Source organism: Sphingomonas sp. Leaf22 (genome assembly GCF_001421715.1).
GTDB lineage: Bacteria > Pseudomonadota > Alphaproteobacteria > Sphingomonadales > Sphingomonadaceae > Sphingomonas.
In genome coordinates this window covers 25499-43207 of record NZ_LMKP01000020.1, presented here as the reverse complement: position 1 = coordinate 43207, position 17709 = coordinate 25499, and the positions used below count along the sequence as shown (strand labels likewise).

The following is a 17709-nucleotide window of genomic DNA, read 5'->3' as shown; positions in this document are numbered from 1 at the left end:
CAGCCGCATTGAGATCATGTTTGGCCGCCTCAAGGACTGGCGCCGCGTCGCAACCCGCTACGATCGCTGCCCGACCGCCTTCTTCTCCGCCATCGCCCTGGCTGCCACCATCATCTTCTGGCTGTAATCAACGAGTCCTGACCCTAGGTCGGACAGATCGATGATACCCGGCACCGCCAAGCGAGCCCCCTTCCCCCGGATCGTTGCAACTAGCAGTTCGGCTTCGGGTAAAGGCAAGCGACTAATCCGGTCGATCTTCTCCGCGATCACGACTTCGCCGGGTTGCAGGTCATCGACCATGCGCAACAGTTCGGGCCGATCGGGCCGCGCACCCGACGCCTTCTCCCGGTACACGGCAGCGACATAGAAGCCGGCGGTCCGCGCGCCGGCAGCGATCGCCTCCTGCCGCGCCAGATCCTGTTCGTCGGTACTGACCCGCAGATACACCCGCGCTGCCCGGATCATGCTGTTTTGCTGCGTGCTCATAGTTTCTCGGCTCAAATGGGTATACCCAAGATAGCCGTACTCAACGAGTATGGCTACTAAGTTCCGGTAGCGATATATCGTAGCCTAGCCAAGCTGGATCACCCATATGAGCCAGTAATCATACTCTGATGGTCACACTCGGAGGTGAGATATTGAATCAATGCATCGTGCCTTATTGTCCGATGACACCTAATTACAGTTATGATACCTGTTTGCCAATCTTGGTCAGTATGAAGGGATCGTCAGATGGAGGCGCAGCGGGTCAAGATCGTGGAGGGCGGCAAGCTAGTCATACCCGCTCTTATGCGTCGTGAGCTTGGCATCGGCGCAGGCGATACCGTCATGGTGGATATCGACAATGGCGAGTTGCGGGTACGGTCGATATCCAAGGCGCTGGAGCGCTCGCGCGCAATCCTGCGCCGTCATATCCCCGAAGGATCGAACCTGGCCGACGAGCTGATCGAGGACCGGCGTGCCGAGGCCGAGCATGAGTAACAAGATCGTCCTCGATGCGTCAGCCCTTCTCTGCCTGCTCAATGATGAGCCCGGAGCCGATAAGGTCGTAAGGGTTTTGACCCGCTCCCTGATTGGCGCCACGAACCTTGCAGAAGTTGTGTCCAAGCTGCGCGAACGTGGTCTTTCGCTCGACGAGGTCAGGGAGGCCTTGGGTGGGCTGCATCTCGACGTTCGGCCGTTGACACATGGTCAGGCAATGCTGATTGGTGACCTGCGCCCCGCCACCCGGTCGCTTGGCTTGTCACTAGGGGATCGCGCTTGCCTGGCGCTGGCGATCGATCTCAACGCGGAAATCTATACGACTGATGCCGCCCTGACGAAGGCAGACGCAACCGTCGTCACGACAAATATCCGTAGCTGAATGACAGCCCGGGCTCGGGATCTCCGTCAGCCTGCCCACCCCCTCCCCTTTCAACATCAGACCCTGCCGTCCGTTCGCGGTACTGGTAGAGTATACTCTAAGTGCACTGGTTCCAAGCTGGTCTGTTTTCCGCGGGAGAACGACGTATAGATTTCTGGTCGATTTGCTCGCTTGGTCCGGCTGAGGTCTTAACCAACGAGGACCATACGGAACCCAATCAAACGGGACCGTTGACCTCCCTGCGGGGGTAACGAGGAGCGTCTCTGCCTCCGCCTCGAGGACGTCCGGCAAGGCGGTGTTGCGGCGAGAAAGAACTCCGTGCTGAACCCAGGTCTCAACGGCTACAATTGGGGACTTTGCCGACCGGCAGCTTTCGGGCCTTAGGTGTTTGATCCCACGATTTGATGGTGCGATCCTTTCGTTGGAATGGAAGGAAGCCGCATGGGACAGGTACGTCATGGGTGCGCCACGACCACGCACGCCGTCCGAGCAGCAATACAGCGATCGCAAGCTTCGCTCTCGACGCTTAGCCGTGAGCTGGGAATCAATCCCAAGACGGTCGCCAAGTGGCGAAAGCGGGTAACGGTTGAGGATCTGAAGACCGGGCCGAAGGCCCCTCATTCAACGACCCTGACCGAGGCGGAGGAGGCAATGGTTGTGGCGTTCCGGCGCCACACGCTGCTGCCGCTCGACGACTGCCTCTATGCGTTGCAGCCATCGATCCCGCACCTGACCCGCTCAGCGCTGCATCGGTGCCTTCAGCGACACGGCATTTCGCGCCTGCCGGACATCGAAGGCGACAAGCCAAAGCGGCAACGCTTCAAGCGCTACCCGATCGGCTTCTTCCACATCGATATCGCCGAGGTACAGACCGCCGAAGGCAAGCTCTACCTGTTCGTCGGCATAGACCGCACCAGCAAGTTCGCCGTCACCCAGCTGGTAGACAAGGCTGATCGCCGGACAGCATGGGAGTTCCTCGAGCACCTGCTGAAAGCCGTGCCCTACCGCATCCACACGATCTTGACCGATAACGGCATCCAGTTCGCCGAGCAGCCTCGCAACCGGAACACCGCCTGGTCCCGTCAGATGCGCTTCGACATGATCTGCGAAGCAAACGACATCGAGCACCGGCTCACCAAACCGAACCATCCGTGGACCAACGGTCAGGTCGAGCGAATAAACCGGACCATCAAGGAGGCGACCGTCAAACGCTTCCACTACGAAAGCCACGACCAGCTGCGGACGCATCTCGCCGACTTTATGGCCGCCTACAATTTTGCCCGCCGGCTCAAGACACTCAGCGGGCTTACACCCTACGAATACATCGCCAAGATCTGGACGTCAGAGCCAGATCGGTTCATCGTCGACCCGATCCACCAGATGCCGGGACTAAACACCTAGGTTTGGCTTGTCTGGCAGCTATGCATGCCGCAGCCTGTGTTCCAACTGGTCACCCCGCGATGGTGAACACTGAGCCGGAGTCGACACGGATACCAGCGCCATTTATAAAACTGGCGCGTTCGGAGACGAAGAACGCGACCGCCGCTGCCACCTCTTCCGGCTTGCCCCGCCGCTTCAGCACCATGCCTGGCCGTTCTTCGTTGAGGAAGCTGGAGATCGCCTCGTCGAAGGTGGTACCCTTCTCCTCGGCGCGCTTGCGCATCATCGCATCGGTCATCGGTGTTGCGATGAACGCCGGCGACACGGTGTTGACCAGCACGTTATCGCAGCCGTAGGCTTTGGAAAGTCCCTTTGCGAGGCTGAGGATACCTGCCTTCGACGCACAATAGGCGAGTTCGTCAACGTACGGCTGCACTGCATCCTCGGACGCGAACAGCACGATCCGTCCCCAGCCCTTCGTCCGCATCGCCGGTATCGCCTCGCGGCACATCCGCACCGCCCCCATCAGATTGATGTTCAGCGTCTCGAGCCAACCGGCATCGTTGACATCGAGGAAGTCGCCGGTCGCGCCGGTGACGCCGGCAGCGTTGACGTAGATATCGGGTTCTCCCAGCTTCTCGCGGACCTGCTGCCAGATCGCTTCGACCTCGTCGAGCTTGGTGACGTCCCCGGTCACCGCGACGATCTCGCCAAGCGGCGACAGTTCGTCGACCGCCTCATCCAGCGTGCCGTCCGGCTTGTCAGTGATCGCGACGCGGACTCCTGCCTCAAGCAATAGCCGCGCAGTTTCCTTTCCCATGCCAGAGTCTGCTCCACTGATCAACGCGATGCGGCCTTTGATACCCAGATCCATGTCTCTCTCCTTCAACCTCGCGTCGCGAGGAAACGGTCGGCGGTGCGCAGCGACAGTGCCATGATTGTCAACGCCGGATTAGCAGCAAGCGCGCTCGGGAAGACCGAATTGTCGCAGATGAACAGGTTGTCGATATCGAAGCTGCGTCCGTCGGCGTCGACCACGGCACGGTCGCCGTCTTGGCCCATCCGGCACGTGCCGATCGTGTGCGCCGAGCGGTCGACCGCGAAGATGTCGCGCGCGCCCGCCGCTTCCCAGATCGCGGTCATCGTCTTTCGCGCATGAGCGTCGATCGCGCGTTCGTTCGGCCCGTAGCTGAAGTCGATCCGCGCCTTGCGCAATCCATAGGCGTCGGTCTCGTCCGCCAGCGTCAGCCGGTTGTCGTCGGACGGCAGGCATTCGCCATTGATGCCGATTCCACCCAACCGGTTGTAATCGTCGAGAAGGTCGACCAACGCCCGCCCCCACAACCCGGCACCGCGCGCTAAATTGGTGGCGAGCGTCACCGGCATCACGCCTAGGCTTTGGATCAAATAGCCGCCGGCATGGTCGGCGTCGCCGGCCCGCATCATGTCCTCTGTGATCAGCGACGAGGGGTAGCCGCGGTTCATCCGCATGTCGGCATCGAACCGACCCCACACCTGCGTCGCGACATGCGCCATGAAGTTGCGCCCGACCTGACCGCTTGAATTGGCGAGATCGAGGTTGAGTAGTAATCGCGGCGTCTCGACCCCGCCGGCGCACAGAAACAGCGCGCGACAGGATAGGCGTCGACGCTCGCCGCGACAAACATAGACTACCCCGGTCACCCGGCCGTTGCCGTCGCGTTCGATGTCGACGACGCGGCACTCCGCCCGCACCTCGGCACCATGTGCGACGGCGAGAGGCAACCAGCTCGTGTCGGTCGTCGCCTTGGCGGCAGTGCGACAGCCCTGGTGGCAGGTGCCGCAGTTGATGCACGCCTTGCGCTCGCCCCAATGCGGCTGCTCGCGGTCGCGCGAGACCAGAGCAGCGGGAGCGTCGGTCGCAATGATGTTGAGTGCGGTGCAACCGCGTGCCATCGCATTGGCGGGCGCATTGCGCGCGACCGGAGGCAATTCGTAGCGCCGCCCCACGTCCCAGGGATAGCGCGCGGGGCCGGACACGCCGATGAAGCGCTCGACCGCGTCGATATAACCGATCAATTCATCGTGGGCGATCGGCCAGTCCTCGCCCCGCCCGCTCTCGCTGCGCAACCGCAGGTCGCGCGCGTCGGGCCGCGGGCAGAAGGCACCCCAGTGCAACGTCGAACCACCGACACCCATGCCTGAATTGTTGGCGCCGAAGGCGGTGGCGTCGGCGCCGCCGCTCAGCCGCTCTTCCATCCAATAGATGTCGGCGGCGAGTTCGTCGGCGACATGATCGTCGGGCCGAAAGGCGCGCCCCGCCTCCAGCACGATGACCGAGACGCCCGCTTGTGAGAGCCGCGCGGCGAGCGGCGCGCCGCCCGCGCCGCTGCCGACGATGACGACGTCAGTCACGTCCGCTGCCGCGCTCATGCCTGCACCTCCAACTGCTGCCAGTCTTCGATCATGTCGGCCGCGGTCAGCCGATATCCCTGCTTGTGCGGTCCGTCGCCGCCGACGGCGAAACCGTCATAGCCGATCCGCGCCATGGTCGCCGGCAGCGCCATCCATTGACGCGCGATCTCGGAGCGCGCCTCGGCGAACCATAATCGCATCTGGCGCGGATCGAAGGCACCGCCCTCCGTGTCGGCGGTCTCGTCGGCGATCGACTGCAGGCATTGCTCGCGATCCGCTGGCGAAGCGTCGGCAAAGCTGCTGGAGAGGTGATCTAGCGTGTCCAGGCCCGACGTCCAACCCTCAGCGTCGGCGGGCAGTTCGGCGCTGCGCCAGCCGTCGCCGATCCCGCTTGTCAGCATCGCATCGATCCGGGCGGCGAGATCGACTGGATCGGCGGCACCTGGCAGCACCGTCTCGATCAAGGCGGCGAGCACCGCCCGCTGCTGCGGCGACAGCACCTTGCCTCGCGGCGGTGCGGCGTGCCGCTCGGTCATTACCGCGCGTGTTCCGCGGCTGACCCGATCGGAGGCAAGGAGCGCAACGAACGGCGCGGGCAATGCTCGTGCGAAGGCCTGAGTGATGTGATCCCGGATCAAGGTCGCGACCGCAGCGGGCTGTTCATAGGGCAACAAATGCGCGGCGCCGGCCACCACTTCGACGCGCGCGTTGCGATAGTGCGGCAGGTTAAGCCGCCGCTGCGCGTCCTCGCCCAGATCCCCGTCCTCACCACCGGCGACGATCAGCGCCGGCACCGCAAGCGTCCCCGCAGCCTCCCTCCAATCCTCGCGGCTGTCGCGCTTCAGCCAGCCGGTCCAGGCAAGGCGTCGGGAACGCTCCACGTCGGCGATTGCCTGCGTGCGTAGCGGTTCGGGTAAGCGCTGTGCTGTGTTGGCATCGACGAACGTCGCCGCTTCGTCCGGACCAATCCGACCGTTGGCGAACCAGTCGATCATCTCGGCGCGACGCTCCTCGGCCATCGGCTCGGAGGCGGGAGGAGACGCGGCCAGCAGCACTACTGCGGCAAGGCCTGCGAAGGCAGGGTCGCCATCGCGAGCGCGCGCGGCGGCCAACGTGGCAATCTTGCCACCCATGCTGTGCCCGACCACTGCCCAGCTCTGTGGCTGATGCGCAGCCACCTGTTCGGAGAACCAGTCGACTAGCCCCGCGACATCAAGGTCGGCATCCGGGCTGCCGCCGAAACCGGGTAGGCAGAGCGGGACGCAAGCGCCGACATCGCCGAGGTCGGCGATTACCTGATCCCACTCGCGTGCGCTCGCGCCCAGTGCATGAAGGAAATATACCCGGTTCATACGCCCTCCGGCTTTCACGAGCGGCAGCACCAGTGCACCGGTGCTGCCGCACCAATCCTACGCCACGCCTGCCCCGCCGGTGACGCCGTAAACCTCACCGCTGATGAAGCTTGCCTCCTGACTGGCGAGGAGCACATACACTGCGGACAACTCGACAGGCTGACCGGGACGGCCGTACTGGCTCTCCGAACCGAACTTCTCGACCGCCTCCGGGGGCTGGCCGCCCGACGCCTGCAACGCGGTCCAGAAAGGGCCCGGTGCGACCACGTTGGCGCGTATGCCCTTCTCGAGCAGCTGTTTGGCCAGCGCCTTTGTGTAAGCGACGATCCCCGCCTTGGTGGTCGCATAGTCCAGCAGGATCGCCGACGGCTCGTAAGCTTGGATCGAGGCGGTGGTGATGACGCTCGCGCCGGTCGGCAGGTGCGGCACCGCAGCCTGAGTGATCCAATGCATGGCGTACAGGTTGGTCTTCATTGTCCTGTCGAAATCGTCCGAGCTAACCTTAGAGATGTCCTCGCGGTTCTGCTGGCGCCCCGCATTGATGACGAGAATGTCGATGCCCCCCAGCGCCTCATTGGCCTTGCTGACGAGCTCGCGGCACCATGCCTCGTCGGTGATATCGCCGGGCAGCGCGACGGCTGTGCGACCCTCCGCCTCGATCAGCTTGATGACCTCATCGGCATCCGACTGCTCGGTCTCAAGGTAGGAGATCGCGACGTCGGCTCCTTCGCGCGCATAGGCAATTGCCGCGGCGCGACCGACCCCACTATCACCGCCCGTAATAAGCGCCTTGCGGCCCTTGAGTTTGCCGGCACCGACATAGCTCGTTTCGCCGTGATCGGGCTTCGGATCCATGTCGGATGCAAGGCCGGGGACGGGCTGCGGCTGCCGAGGGAAAGGGGGCTGGGGATATTGCGTACGCGGGTCCTGGATGGTCAGACGATCGGTCATGTAATTGCTCCAGCTTGGGTGTGACGTGGTGGGAAAGTGTCGAAGGCCGTCAGCAATCATCCTCGGCCGCGAGCACATCGAGCGCCATGACGTGCGCTAGATGCGACAGGCCCTGCGGAAGGTTGCCAAGGAACGTGCCGGTGCGCGGATCGGCCATCTCGGTCATTATGCCGACCCCGCGGTCGAGAGCGGTGGTGATGGCGTTGAACACCTGCTCGGCGCGCTCACGCTGACCGAGCAGCGCGCGTGCCTCCACCATCCAGAAGGTGCATGCGAGGAAGCAGCCTTCCTCGGCGGAGACGTCAGTGTAGCGATAATGATAGGGCCCAGCGCCGAGCTCGGCGTCGATCGCATCGAGGGTTTTTACAAGCCGCTGACGGCCGTCGAAGCCGAAGCGCACCATCAGCGCAAGGGAGGCGTCGAGCTTCTCACTGCCGGGATAGAAAACGAACGCCTGCTTGGTTTCTGACCAGCAGTTCTCCTCGATCCATCCGGCAATCCGGTCGCGCTCACGCGACCAACGTTCGCGACACGTAGTGGGCAGCTGACCCTCGTCGGCGAGTTCGACGGCACGCGCCAGCGCCTGCCAGCAACTGACCTTCGACATAGTATAATGCTGGGACTCCTCCAGCTCCCAGATGCCGGCATCCTTCTTGCGCCACACGTCAGCGCACTCATCGGCAAGGTGTGAAAGAAGTTCGGCGCTGGATGCATCAAGTATGTTGCCGCACTCGACGAAGCGCGAGGCCGTCTCGAAGATGTCCCCATAGATGCCATGCTGGTGCTGGTCGGTCGCCGCGTTGCCGATCTGGACGGGTGTGGACCGCCGATAGCCTGGCACTTCGATCTCGCTCAAGCTTGGTACGATGGCGCCATCGAGCGAGTAGCAGACCCGCGCGCCATGCTCTTCCAATCGCTTCAGCAGCCAGCTGAACGCCGCCTTGGCCTCCGCCTGCGCACCTGCTGCCAGGAAGGCCTTGATGGTGTAGCCAGCGTCGCGGATCCACGCGTAGCGATAGTCGTAGTTCTTTTTGCCGCCGATACCCTCCGGCAGCGATGTCGTGGCGGCCGCGGCGATTGCGCCCGACGGCGAGAACAGCAGCAGCTTGAGTGCGAGCACGCTGCGGATGAATTCCGGTCGCCGGTCGCCGTCATATTCGATCTGCTCGGACCACACTCGCCACTCCGCATCGGATGTATCGATGCGCTCGTCGATCTTATCGATTTTAGGCACGATCAGCGGTTCGTCCTCGCCGGCGACGATCGCTACGATCTCCCGCTGCCCCTGCACGACCGTGAACTCAGCCGTCACTGCCTCGTCGGAGCGTTCGACCGTGATGCCTTCACTATGGAGCAGCAGCCCAAGCACCGTGCCGACATGGAAGACGGCGTGCTTGCCGATCGTCGACTGATAGGGACTGGCGCCGTTTGCGCGACGCCCCGGACGCATATTCAGCTGGAACCTGACAGAGCCGTCGAGCCCTTCGATGCGACGACCAAGTTCGGCCCAAGGCAGTCGCCCTGCCGTGCCGCTGTTCATCGATTCCGTCAGCTTGGCGCGACCTGACGCTGTCGTGAAGATCGTCTCAAGTACGTTGCTGTCGGGCAGGTAGCGCCGCTCCACCTCGAAGCTCTCGACCGGCGCGATGACGAAGCGGCCACCCTCCTCCGGATCAAGTAATCGGTCGAACAGTGGCGGAGAGTCGAGGTTGGGAACGCACCACCAGTCGATCGAACCGTCGGCCCCCGACAGCGCTACCGAGCGACCGTCACCCAGCGCGCCGTAATCCTCCAGTGCAAGATAGCCATCGACCCTGGTGCCGCCTGCCACAGGCGCGGCGATCTTGCCGCGGACGACGTCGAGCAGACCGTTCATGGGCGAAGTCGCGGCAGGAGCCGGCTTAGGCTAAAGCCTGCTGCTGCACCTGTGCTGAGCAGGGCACCCGCTGCCGCGACCTTAAGCAGGTCCCGTTGTCGGCTAGAGAAGATCTCACGGCGGCTCGATTTTACACGGTCGGGCGACGGCCCATCGATGGCAGCTGGCCCTTCGCCCGGTTCGTCGAGGTTGCCGACGCGGTCCGGTGCGGGGTCACCGGTCATGGCGTCGATCTGCTTGGCCGCCTGCTGATCGGCGAACTCAGGCGCAAGTGACTGCCCAAGCGCCATCATGGCGGTCGAGCGTCCGACCCAGAATTCGCGCTGTGGCCGCTCCACCGCCTCTTGCACCGCCTTGGCGCATAGCCGCGGATCAAACAGCGGATCAGGCAGCACTTGTTCGCGACCGCTATGATTGCGGGCCCAGGTCGGCTGCGGTGTGTTCACCGCCGGCAGGTAGACGACGGATAAGGTGATCCTACTTTTATCGGCGATCAGCTCGGCGCGCAGCGAGTCCGTGAACCCGGTTACGGCGGCCTTGGCGGCGCAATACGCCGCCTGGAGTGGTGCGGGTCGAAGCGCGAGGCCTGAGGATACCTGGATGATGGCGCCCTTGTCGCGCGTCTTCATATAACGGAGAGCGGCGAGAGTCCCATGCACCTGGCTCAGATAGGTCGTGGCCGTAACACGGGCGTATTCGGCGGCGGTAATGTGATCCGCACGCGCGACGACGGTGGACATAGCGTTGTTGACCCAGGCATCGATCGGCCCAAGCTCATCCTCTATTCGCGCTGCGGCGGCGTCGACCGCGTCTGCGTCCACGACGTCGACACTGATCGCCAGGACTTTTGAGGCGCCTGCCAACAAAAGCATCGCCTGCGCTTGCTCGAGCCGAGCCCGGTGGCGCCCCAAGATGCCTAGCTGCCAACCGGCAATCGCAAACTTCTCGGCAATGGCAAGTCCGATGCCTGCACTGCCGCCCGTCACCACTATGGTCTTCGCCATATCAGCCTCGCAAAACATTGTGATAATGCCCCGAGGTAGAATGACCGGCGCACGATGCGCCTGGGGATCAAGACGGGAACGTCTTCGGCCCGCATCATATCCGCAGCTCGGTCATTATATCTATTCGAATACGATCCATCGGATCGCGGCATACTAGCCTAGGACCGCTCATGGATTGGTCTTCGGATCGTTACGCTCGTAGGCTCTGACCCTCTTGAAGGGTAGAATTGTTCTCATCCTCGTGTTGAGCGGCTTCGACCCAATCCCGGACATTCAGTTGTCATCTTCCAAAGCTCCAACTTCGGACCCCCATTAATGTCGGAAGCGGGGACTGCGTCATAGGCGCTTTCCCCGCCGAACCGCACGGCAGCTTCCCGAGGAAAAATTTAGAGAAGCAGCGCCAATGGCAGCACTGTCGGCGCGGCGGCTGGACTTGCGATCGCCCCTGCGCCGACGGTGGCCACAACCCCAACCTCGCTCACCGACACCCGGAGGCCTCATCGCGATTAACCTGCGGTATGAGCTCGATCCTACGGCTGGCTCTGATGTGAGGGGCTGGGTCAGCTGCGATCCGGATTCCCGCGCATCGTCGGCCAGTCGGAATAGCCGACCGACCCGCCGCCATACCAATACTCTTTTGGCGCCTCTGCAAGCGGCGCACCTGTGCGCAGGCGATCAACGAGATCGGGGTTGGCAATGAACGGCCGCCCCATGCTGAACAGGTCGGCATCGCCACGCTCAAGAACCTCTTCGGCCAGCTTGAGCGTGTACTGGTTGTTCGCGATATAAGCCCCTTTGAAGCGCTTGCGCAGCGCAGCAAAGTCGACGCCATCTGCGTCACGTGTCTGCTGCGTCACGCCCTCGATGTCGTGGACATAGAGCAGGCCGCGCTGAGACAGCGCATCAACATAAATGCCGAACGTTTCCATCACGGTGCTGTCGAGCGGCGTCTCGCCGGGCATTGTCGTTGCTGGCGACAACCGGATGCCGACACGCCCTGCGCCCCAAACGCCGACGACCGCGTCGACGACCTCGAGGGGGAAGCGCAGACGGTTTTCGATTGACCCGCCATAGGGGTCGGTTCGCCGGTTGGTGCTGTCGCGTACGAACTGTTCAAGCAGATAGTTGTTCGCCGAATGGACTTCGACCCCATCGAACCCTGCCGCCTTGGCGTTGGTGGCGGCGCGACGATAATCCTCGACGATGCCAGGGATCTCGTCCGTTTCCAGGGCTCGCGGCGTTACGTGGTCCTTCATCCCATCCTTGGTGAATGCCTGTCCAACCGGCTTGATGGCCGACGGCGCAACCGGCGGTTTTCCGCCCTGTAGGTCCGGATGCGAGATACGCCCAGTATGCCACAACTGAAGAAATATGACGCCGCCACGATCATGGACAGCCTGCACGATCGGGCGCCACGCCTCGATTTGCTGTTCGTTCCAGATACCCGGTGTTAACGCATAGCCGACCGCCTGGGGAGATACGTTGGTCGCTTCGCTTATGATGATCCCGGCGTCAGCGCGCTGTGAGTAATAGTCTGCGGCGAAAGCGGGCGGGATCCCGTCGTCGTTCGAACGGCTGCGCGTCAACGGCGCCATGACGATGCGGTTGCGCAGCGACAGGTCGCCGATCTGGACGGGCTGCAATATGGGCGATGCGGAATGGTCGGGCATGGTCGGCGATATCCATCAAGCAGTGCAAGATCAGGAACGCTGAACGGACAAGCTGCCGTTACGGTCCGGCGTTCGGCCACATTCATGGTCGGTTGAACCGATCTGGAAGAGATGCTGGTGGCGCGTTGACGGCCGCAATGGCCTCCTATGCGATCATGACCGAACCCCATTCGTTTCGATCCCCTCCTGGCTAACTGATCTCAGCGCTCGTCAATGTGTATGAACTCGTCGTTTGGGCGTCCCCGCTTCGGCACCGGCACGCCCAAGCATTTACATGTCCGCTGCGGTCGGGCGAACGATCACCTCATTGATGTCGACACCCTCCGGCTGCTCGATGGCATAGCGAACGGCTCGCGCGATCGCGTCCGGCGTCAGCGACTTCTTTCGCCATCCGGTCAGGGCCGCAGCAACCTCAGGATCGGTGATGTCATGGCCCAGCTCGGTGGCGACCACGCCCGGCGAGATCAACGTCGAACGGACCTCGTCATGCTCCTGCCGCAGCCCTTCAGTGATGGCGCGTACGGCATGTTTGGTGGCGCAATAAACCGCGGCGGTCGGCATCACCATGTGTGCGGCGACCGAGGCGACATTGACGACATGCCCCCTTCGCTGAGCCACGAACCGCGGCAGGACCGCGGCGATGCCGTTGAGGACGCCGTGGATGTTGACGTCGACCATCCGCTTCCACTCGTCGCGCTTGAGCGCAGCGAGCGGTGAGAGGGGCATCACACCCGCATTGTTGACCAGCACGTCGACACGTCCGAAGCGCGCTTCAGCGGCCTCCACGAACGCATCGAAATCGACGCCGTAGGTGACGTCGAGTTCGCGCCAGGCGACGGTCTCGCCCAGTTCCTCCGCCAGTGCCTTCAGGCGCTCTCCGCGACGCGCGCCGATGAACAGCCGGGTGCCGGTCGCAGCCATTTCTCGCGCAGTTGCCTCGCCGATCCCACTCGACGCGCCTGTGATGAGGACGACCTTGTCAATATTTCCTGCCATGATGCAGTCCTTCCGTTGTGGTGACGGGACGCAGATGGGCCATCGTCCATGTCGCACGGTAGAGTGATTGCCCTAATGGCTTGCACGATCCTCTAGAATTAACGCCAGATGTTTGCCCACAGCTCGCAATTGGAGAAGGATCGTCGGCATGGACCGGATCGCCGAACTCTCTGCCCTCATCCATCGACACGTCGTGGGTACAGGCATTTGCAGCACGGCGATGCCGCATGTTTCGCTGATCCGGGCCGACGCACCGAGCACCCCCACGCCTGCCGTCTACGAGGCCTCCCTTTGCATAATAGCCCAGGGGTCTAAGCGGGTGTCGATCGGCGAGCACAGCGTGGTCTATGATGCGGCCCATTACCTCTTGGTCTCGGTCGACTTGCCGCTGGTCGGTCATGTGCTCGATGCGAGCCCCGAGCGACCCTATCTCTGCTGCAAGATCGATCTCTATGCCTCGATCCTGGCCGATCTCATGGCGATCGAAGGCGGCGGGCTGGTCCGAACAGACTTGCCGGTGCTTGGCGTCTACCCCGGCGATCCCGACCTGATCGACGCGGCATGCCGGCTGGTCGGCCTGCTCGACCGACCCGACACGATCCGCGCGCTGGCGCCGCTGATCGAGCGCGAGATCCTCTATCGTCTGCTCACCGGACCGCATGGTCCGATGCTTCGTCACGTCGCAACCGCTGGCAGCCATCTCAATCAGGTCAGCCGCGCCATCGCCGCCATCCGCCGGCGTTTCGACGCGCCGATCCGCATCGACGATGTCGCAGCCGAGGCCGGCATGAGCTCCTCCTCGCTCCACGTACACTTCAAGGCGATTACCCGCATGACGCCGCTGGAGTATCAAAAACAGCTGCGGTTGCAGGAGGCTAGACGCCTGATGCTGACGGAGGGCGCCACGGCGAGCACCGCAGGCTTTGCCGTCGGCTATGAGAGCCCATCGCAATTCAGCCGCGAATACAGGCGACTGTTCGGCGCGCCTCCACGTGCCGACATCGAACGACTCCACGCTGCGCCAGCAGCCGCCATGGCGCTGTGACAATGGCTCGGGTCGCGACCGGTGCTTCAAAATGCTGTGATCAGCTGATGCTGGGACGCAGACCCATAGCCGGTCATTCGCTGTTCGTTTTCGGCTTCCCAACTTCAGACATTTGTTCATCCAAATATTTGTGGTCGGCTTCCGGGCTGCCGACGCGGGAGCGAACTTATAAGACGCGATCGCTCGCCATCGACCGCGTGCCAAGCCTCAGTTTAGGATGGCGCCGCTGTTCGCCCGCGTGAAGGCTTCGTCCGGATCAGGCGTCGCGCCTCTGTCCTGAGGGCGATCGCCGTATCCCGGTCGCTTGGCGAGATCGTTCCATCGACCCAAAATATCGACCTTGTAGACCGGTTCGCTCCAGTCGTTCGCACGACCTCGTCAAACGCGATCGATACTGCGTCATCGCCATAGCCGAGGATGCCGGTCACCCTCTCCGTGATCGCGTCAGCAAGCCGGCTTCTGATCGTCCGACTTGCCCGGCCATAGCTTGACGATGACGTGCGGTACCACTCAGCCCTTCGCCAACGGCGCGAGATATTGCTCGTCGCTCACCTTTTCCATCCAGGTTACGGGTGTGCCATTCACAGATTCCTGGATGGCGATGTGAGTCATGGCGTCATGCGCGGTCGCGCCATGCCAGTGCTTGTGTTCAGGGGGGCACCAGAGCTGGTCGCCCGCATGGAATTCGAGCTTCGGTCCGCCCTCGACCTGCGTCCAGCCGACACCTTCGGTGACGATGAGCGTCTGCCCGGCCGGGTGGGTATGCCAGGCGGTGCGTGCGCCCGGCTCGAAATGGACCACGGCACCGCCGACGCGCGACGGCTCGGGCCGCTGGAATTGTCCGGTGATCGTGACCTTGCCGGTGAAATACGCGTCGGGGCCGGGGACCGTCTTCAGGTCTGCCTTGCGGGATATATCCATCTTGCTCTTTCCTTGCTGTGCGTGTGCGACGCCATTGGACGCCAGGAGAATTGCCGAAATTGTCAGAACTCTGATCATCATCGTCCTCGATAAACAGTGCGCAACGCTGCGGTGGCCCTCTGCTGTGAAGCCAAAATCATAATTGCTGCGCGGTCGGGCGGAAGATGATCTCGTTGACGTCGACATCATCGGGCTGACTGATCGCAAACGCCGCCATCCTGGCAAAGCTGTCGGCTGAGATACCGACCTTGCCGACATAATCGCTGTTTGCGGAGCGGACGCCCTCGTCCGAGATCTGCTCGAGCAACTCGGTCTTCACCGCGCCGGGGCACAGGATAGTGGTCCGGATGTTGTAGTCCTTCACTTCCTGACGGAAGCCTTCGCAGATGGCGCGGACCGCGAACTTCGTGCCGGAATAGACCGCCGATGCTGGGAAGACGACGTGGCCGGCAACGGAAGAGGTCGTGATCACCTGGCCCGATTTCTGCGCCTTCATATGCGGCAGCGCGGCCGCGATTCCGTACAGCACGCCCTTGATGTTGACGTCGACCATGCGGTCCCATTCATCCACCTTGAGGCTTTCCAAAGCCGACAGGGGCATAATCCCGGCATTGTTGATGAGGACGTCGATCCCGCCAAAGCGCTGTACGGCGGTGTCGACGAGGTTGGCGACCGCTGCACGGTCGGTAACGTCGGTCTGCACAGCCAGAGCCTGTCCGCCCGCCGCCACGATCTCTGCGACGAGCGTTTCGAGGCGACCTGTACGGCGCGCGCCGAGCACGACCGTCGCGCCGCACGCCGCCAGATGCCGTGCCGCCGCCTCGCCGAGGCCGCTCGAGGCGCCGGTAATCACGACGACCTTATCTTTGATACGGTCAGTCATTTCAGTGCCCTCCATTTCAGCAATTGATCGGGGCGGCGATACGCCGACCTCGATGTGCTTACGTTGCAGACGGAATATGGGACACGCGGCAGGCTAGATTACCCGCTATCTGGTTGATGCTTCGATGAACAGATTTCATCAATCCGAACCATCAGCATCCAACGCGACTCCGCGATCGATTGGTCGACAAATCCGGGAGATTGTCTGGATGACACGCTGGTCATTCGCGTTAAATACGGCGAATACCGTTTCAAAGCACACCCGTCCAAACTGCAACGGACCCAGTAATGCCTTTGATCGATCGACGAATGCTGTTGGCGGGACTCGCCGTTGGCGCTGCCACTTCGAGGACTGCGTGGGCAGCCAATCCCGTTCTGCCGGGCTGGTACGCCGATCCGGAGATCCGCATTTTCGGCGATCGATACTGGATCTATCCGACCTATTCCGCCGACGGGCCCGTCCCCGCCCCGCCCAGCCGGTTCACCCGTTGGCAAACCCATGAACGCGCCTCGCCGACGATATGGAGCCCGTTTCTGCGACAGACGTTTCTCGACGCGTTCTCCTCGCCAGACCTGGTATCCTGGACCCGCCATCCGCGTCCTCGACGTCAAGGACGTCGACTGGGCGGCCTATGCGGTGTGGGCCCCTTCGGCGATCGAGCAGGATGGCCGCTATTTCCTGTTCTTCGGCGCGAACGACATCAAGACCGACCGACAGCGCGGCGGAATCGGCGTGGCGGTCAGCGACCGCCCGGAAGGCCCGTTCCGCGACGCGATCGGCAAACCCCTGATCGGCAGCATCGTCAACGGCGCGCAGCCGATCGACCAGATGGTGTTCCGCGACGACGATGGAACCTGCTACCTGTATTATGGCGGCTGGAAACACTGCAACGTTGTGAAGCTGTCGCGAGACCTCACCAGCCTCACCCCGTTCGCGGACGGCGAGACGTACAAGGCGATCACCCCCTCCGCCGACTATGTCGAGGGACCGTTCATGCTGAAGCGGCGCGGAATCTATTACCTGATGTGGTCGGAAGGCGAGTGGACGGGACCGCTGTACAGCGTCGCCTACGCTACGGCTTCCAACCCTCTCGGACCGTTCACACCGCGCGGCAAGATTCTCGAGCAGGACGCGCGCGTCGCTCGCGGCGCGGGGCATCATTCCGCTGTCTGCATCCCTGGAACGGATGATTGGTATATCGTCTATCACCGACGTCCCCTGGGTGAGACGAACGGCAATCATCGTCAGGTCGCGATCGAGCGGATGCATTTCCGTAAAGACGGCAGCATAGCGCCGGTCGTTCTGACCCAGGGCGGCGTGACGGCCCGACGCCTGCCGGTGGCGACTAAAGCGAGGCCAGGCTCTTAGGAGGCGCCATCAGCCGGATTTGCTACCGCTTTTCGTGGTCGAAGTTCGAAGACGAGCAGCGTCGACGTCGCCGTCGCGCAGAGCTGCCCCTTCTCGTTGACCAGGGTCGCCTCCGAAAATGCGGCGCGACCGCCCATCGACACAAGGCGTCCGACCGCCCGGATCTTCCCGCTGGAATCGTTCAGCGGGCGTAGAAACGACACCTTCAACTCCAGCGTCGTATAGCCGAAGCCCGGTTTCAACCCGGTGTGCGCAGCGATGCCGCAGGCACTGTCGAGGATTGCCGAGATATACCCGCCGTGCACCGTTCCCATCGGATTGTAGGACGTGCCGTCCGGCGTGGCTTCGAAGACGGCATGCCCGTATTCGACCTCGACCAGCGAGATGCCGAGCTTTTCCCCGAGCGGAGGCTGCCGCCCGGTCGACAGCATCGCGCGAACCTGGGCAAGCCCGTCAGGAGTGATCGGAAGGTCAGTCGTCATGGGTCGATCTCACATAGCGGTTCT

At 62.8% G+C, this 17709-nt stretch carries 17 protein-coding genes and 1 pseudogene; 6 read left to right on the top strand and 12 right to left on the bottom strand.

Translation table 11 applies throughout. From position 1 onward, the window contains the following. On the top strand, positions 1 to 127 hold a 127-nt coding region (locus tag ASE70_RS19855; RefSeq protein ID WP_156356158.1), incomplete at its 5' end, for a transposase. 80 nt (positions 128 to 207) lie between these two features. Here the strand turns inward: ASE70_RS19855 and ASE70_RS10450 are convergent. Next, positions 208 to 465 (bottom strand): annotated as a pseudogene (locus ASE70_RS10450) (recombinase family protein); the annotation flags it as partial. A gap of 267 nt (positions 466 to 732) precedes the next feature. Between ASE70_RS10450 and ASE70_RS10445 the strand changes: the two are divergent. The 3 genes from ASE70_RS10445 to ASE70_RS10435 all read left to right on the top strand — a co-directional run bounded on the left by ASE70_RS10445 (position 733) and on the right by ASE70_RS10435 (position 2764). Continuing rightward, positions 733 to 981, top strand: coding sequence for an AbrB/MazE/SpoVT family DNA-binding domain-containing protein (locus ASE70_RS10445; RefSeq protein WP_056504445.1), 249 nt, complete (start codon positions 733 to 735; stop codon positions 979 to 981). Beyond that, on the top strand, positions 974 to 1363 hold the full coding sequence (locus tag ASE70_RS10440) for a type II toxin-antitoxin system VapC family toxin (protein ID WP_056504444.1): 390 nt from the start codon (positions 974 to 976) through the stop codon (positions 1361 to 1363). The genes ASE70_RS10445 and ASE70_RS10440 overlap by 8 nt, the downstream gene beginning before the upstream one ends. Positions 1364 to 1804: 441 nt before the next feature. Then, positions 1805 to 2764, top strand: coding sequence for an IS481 family transposase (locus tag ASE70_RS10435; RefSeq protein ID WP_056504467.1), 960 nt, complete (start codon positions 1805 to 1807; stop codon positions 2762 to 2764). A gap of 49 nt (positions 2765 to 2813) precedes the next feature. Here ASE70_RS10435 and ASE70_RS10430 read toward each other — a convergent pair whose 3' ends face one another. The 8 genes from ASE70_RS10430 to ASE70_RS10395 form a co-directional block, all read right to left on the bottom strand. Next, entirely contained in the window at positions 2814 to 3617 is an 804-nt protein-coding gene (locus ASE70_RS10430; RefSeq protein WP_056504440.1) for an SDR family NAD(P)-dependent oxidoreductase, read from the bottom strand. 11 nt (positions 3618 to 3628) lie between these two features. Then, a complete protein-coding gene (locus ASE70_RS10425; protein ID WP_056504437.1) occupies positions 3629 to 5155 on the bottom strand; it encodes a GMC family oxidoreductase in 1527 nt (508 codons plus the stop codon). Further along, the gene (locus tag ASE70_RS10420) at positions 5152 to 6519 is read right to left on the bottom strand and encodes an alpha/beta hydrolase (RefSeq protein WP_235519791.1); all 1368 of its coding nucleotides are present in this window, start codon (positions 6517 to 6519) and stop codon (positions 5152 to 5154) included. Before ASE70_RS10420 ends, ASE70_RS10425 begins: the two co-directional genes overlap by 4 nt. A gap of 27 nt (positions 6520 to 6546) precedes the next feature. Continuing rightward, positions 6547 to 7440 carry an SDR family oxidoreductase gene (locus tag ASE70_RS10415; protein ID WP_056504435.1) on the bottom strand — a complete coding sequence of 298 codons (894 nt, stop codon included), beginning with the start codon at positions 7438 to 7440 and terminating at the stop codon, positions 6547 to 6549. A 49-nt stretch (positions 7441 to 7489) separates the two neighbouring features. Continuing rightward, on the bottom strand, positions 7490 to 9316 hold the full coding sequence (locus ASE70_RS10410) for a glycoside hydrolase family 15 protein (protein ID WP_056504433.1): 1827 nt from the start codon (positions 9314 to 9316) through the stop codon (positions 7490 to 7492). Beyond that, entirely contained in the window at positions 9313 to 10320 is a 1008-nt protein-coding gene (locus ASE70_RS10405; protein ID WP_056504458.1) for an SDR family oxidoreductase, read from the bottom strand. Before ASE70_RS10405 ends, ASE70_RS10410 begins: the two co-directional genes overlap by 4 nt. 560 nt (positions 10321 to 10880) lie before the next feature. Then, positions 10881 to 11990: an alkene reductase gene (locus ASE70_RS10400; protein WP_056397233.1), complete on the bottom strand. Its 1110-nt coding sequence runs from the start codon at positions 11988 to 11990 to the stop codon at positions 10881 to 10883. Between the two features lie 270 nt (positions 11991 to 12260). Continuing rightward, positions 12261 to 12986 carry an SDR family oxidoreductase gene (locus ASE70_RS10395; protein WP_056504430.1) on the bottom strand — a complete coding sequence of 242 codons (726 nt, stop codon included), beginning with the start codon at positions 12984 to 12986 and terminating at the stop codon, positions 12261 to 12263. Between the two features lie 148 nt (positions 12987 to 13134). Here ASE70_RS10395 and ASE70_RS10390 point away from each other — a divergent pair, with 148 nt between their 5' ends. Next, positions 13135 to 14031, top strand: a complete 897-nt coding sequence (locus tag ASE70_RS10390; RefSeq protein ID WP_056504426.1) for an AraC family transcriptional regulator — start codon at positions 13135 to 13137, stop codon at positions 14029 to 14031. A 510-nt stretch (positions 14032 to 14541) separates the two neighbouring features. On the opposite strand, the gene ASE70_RS10385 is transcribed toward ASE70_RS10390, so the two are convergent. Together ASE70_RS10385 and ASE70_RS10380 are read right to left on the bottom strand one after the other, a co-directional pair. Then, positions 14542 to 15030, bottom strand: a complete 489-nt coding sequence (locus ASE70_RS10385) for a (R)-mandelonitrile lyase (RefSeq protein ID WP_235519790.1) — start codon at positions 15028 to 15030, stop codon at positions 14542 to 14544. Between the two features lie 58 nt (positions 15031 to 15088). Next, complete coding sequence (locus ASE70_RS10380) at positions 15089 to 15835, bottom strand: SDR family oxidoreductase (RefSeq protein ID WP_056504455.1); 747 nt, start codon at positions 15833 to 15835, stop codon at positions 15089 to 15091. Between the two features lie 498 nt (positions 15836 to 16333). On the opposite strand from ASE70_RS10380, the gene ASE70_RS10375 reads away from it, so the two are divergent. Beyond that, complete coding sequence (locus tag ASE70_RS10375; protein WP_235519789.1) at positions 16334 to 17203, top strand: glycoside hydrolase family 43 protein; 870 nt, start codon at positions 16334 to 16336, stop codon at positions 17201 to 17203. Here the strand turns inward: ASE70_RS10375 and ASE70_RS10370 are convergent. Beyond that, complete coding sequence (locus tag ASE70_RS10370; RefSeq protein WP_235519787.1) at positions 17200 to 17634, bottom strand: PaaI family thioesterase; 435 nt, start codon at positions 17632 to 17634, stop codon at positions 17200 to 17202. The two genes, ASE70_RS10375 and ASE70_RS10370, sit on opposite strands and share 4 nt — an antisense overlap. Between the last annotated feature and the right edge of the window lie 75 nt (positions 17635 to 17709).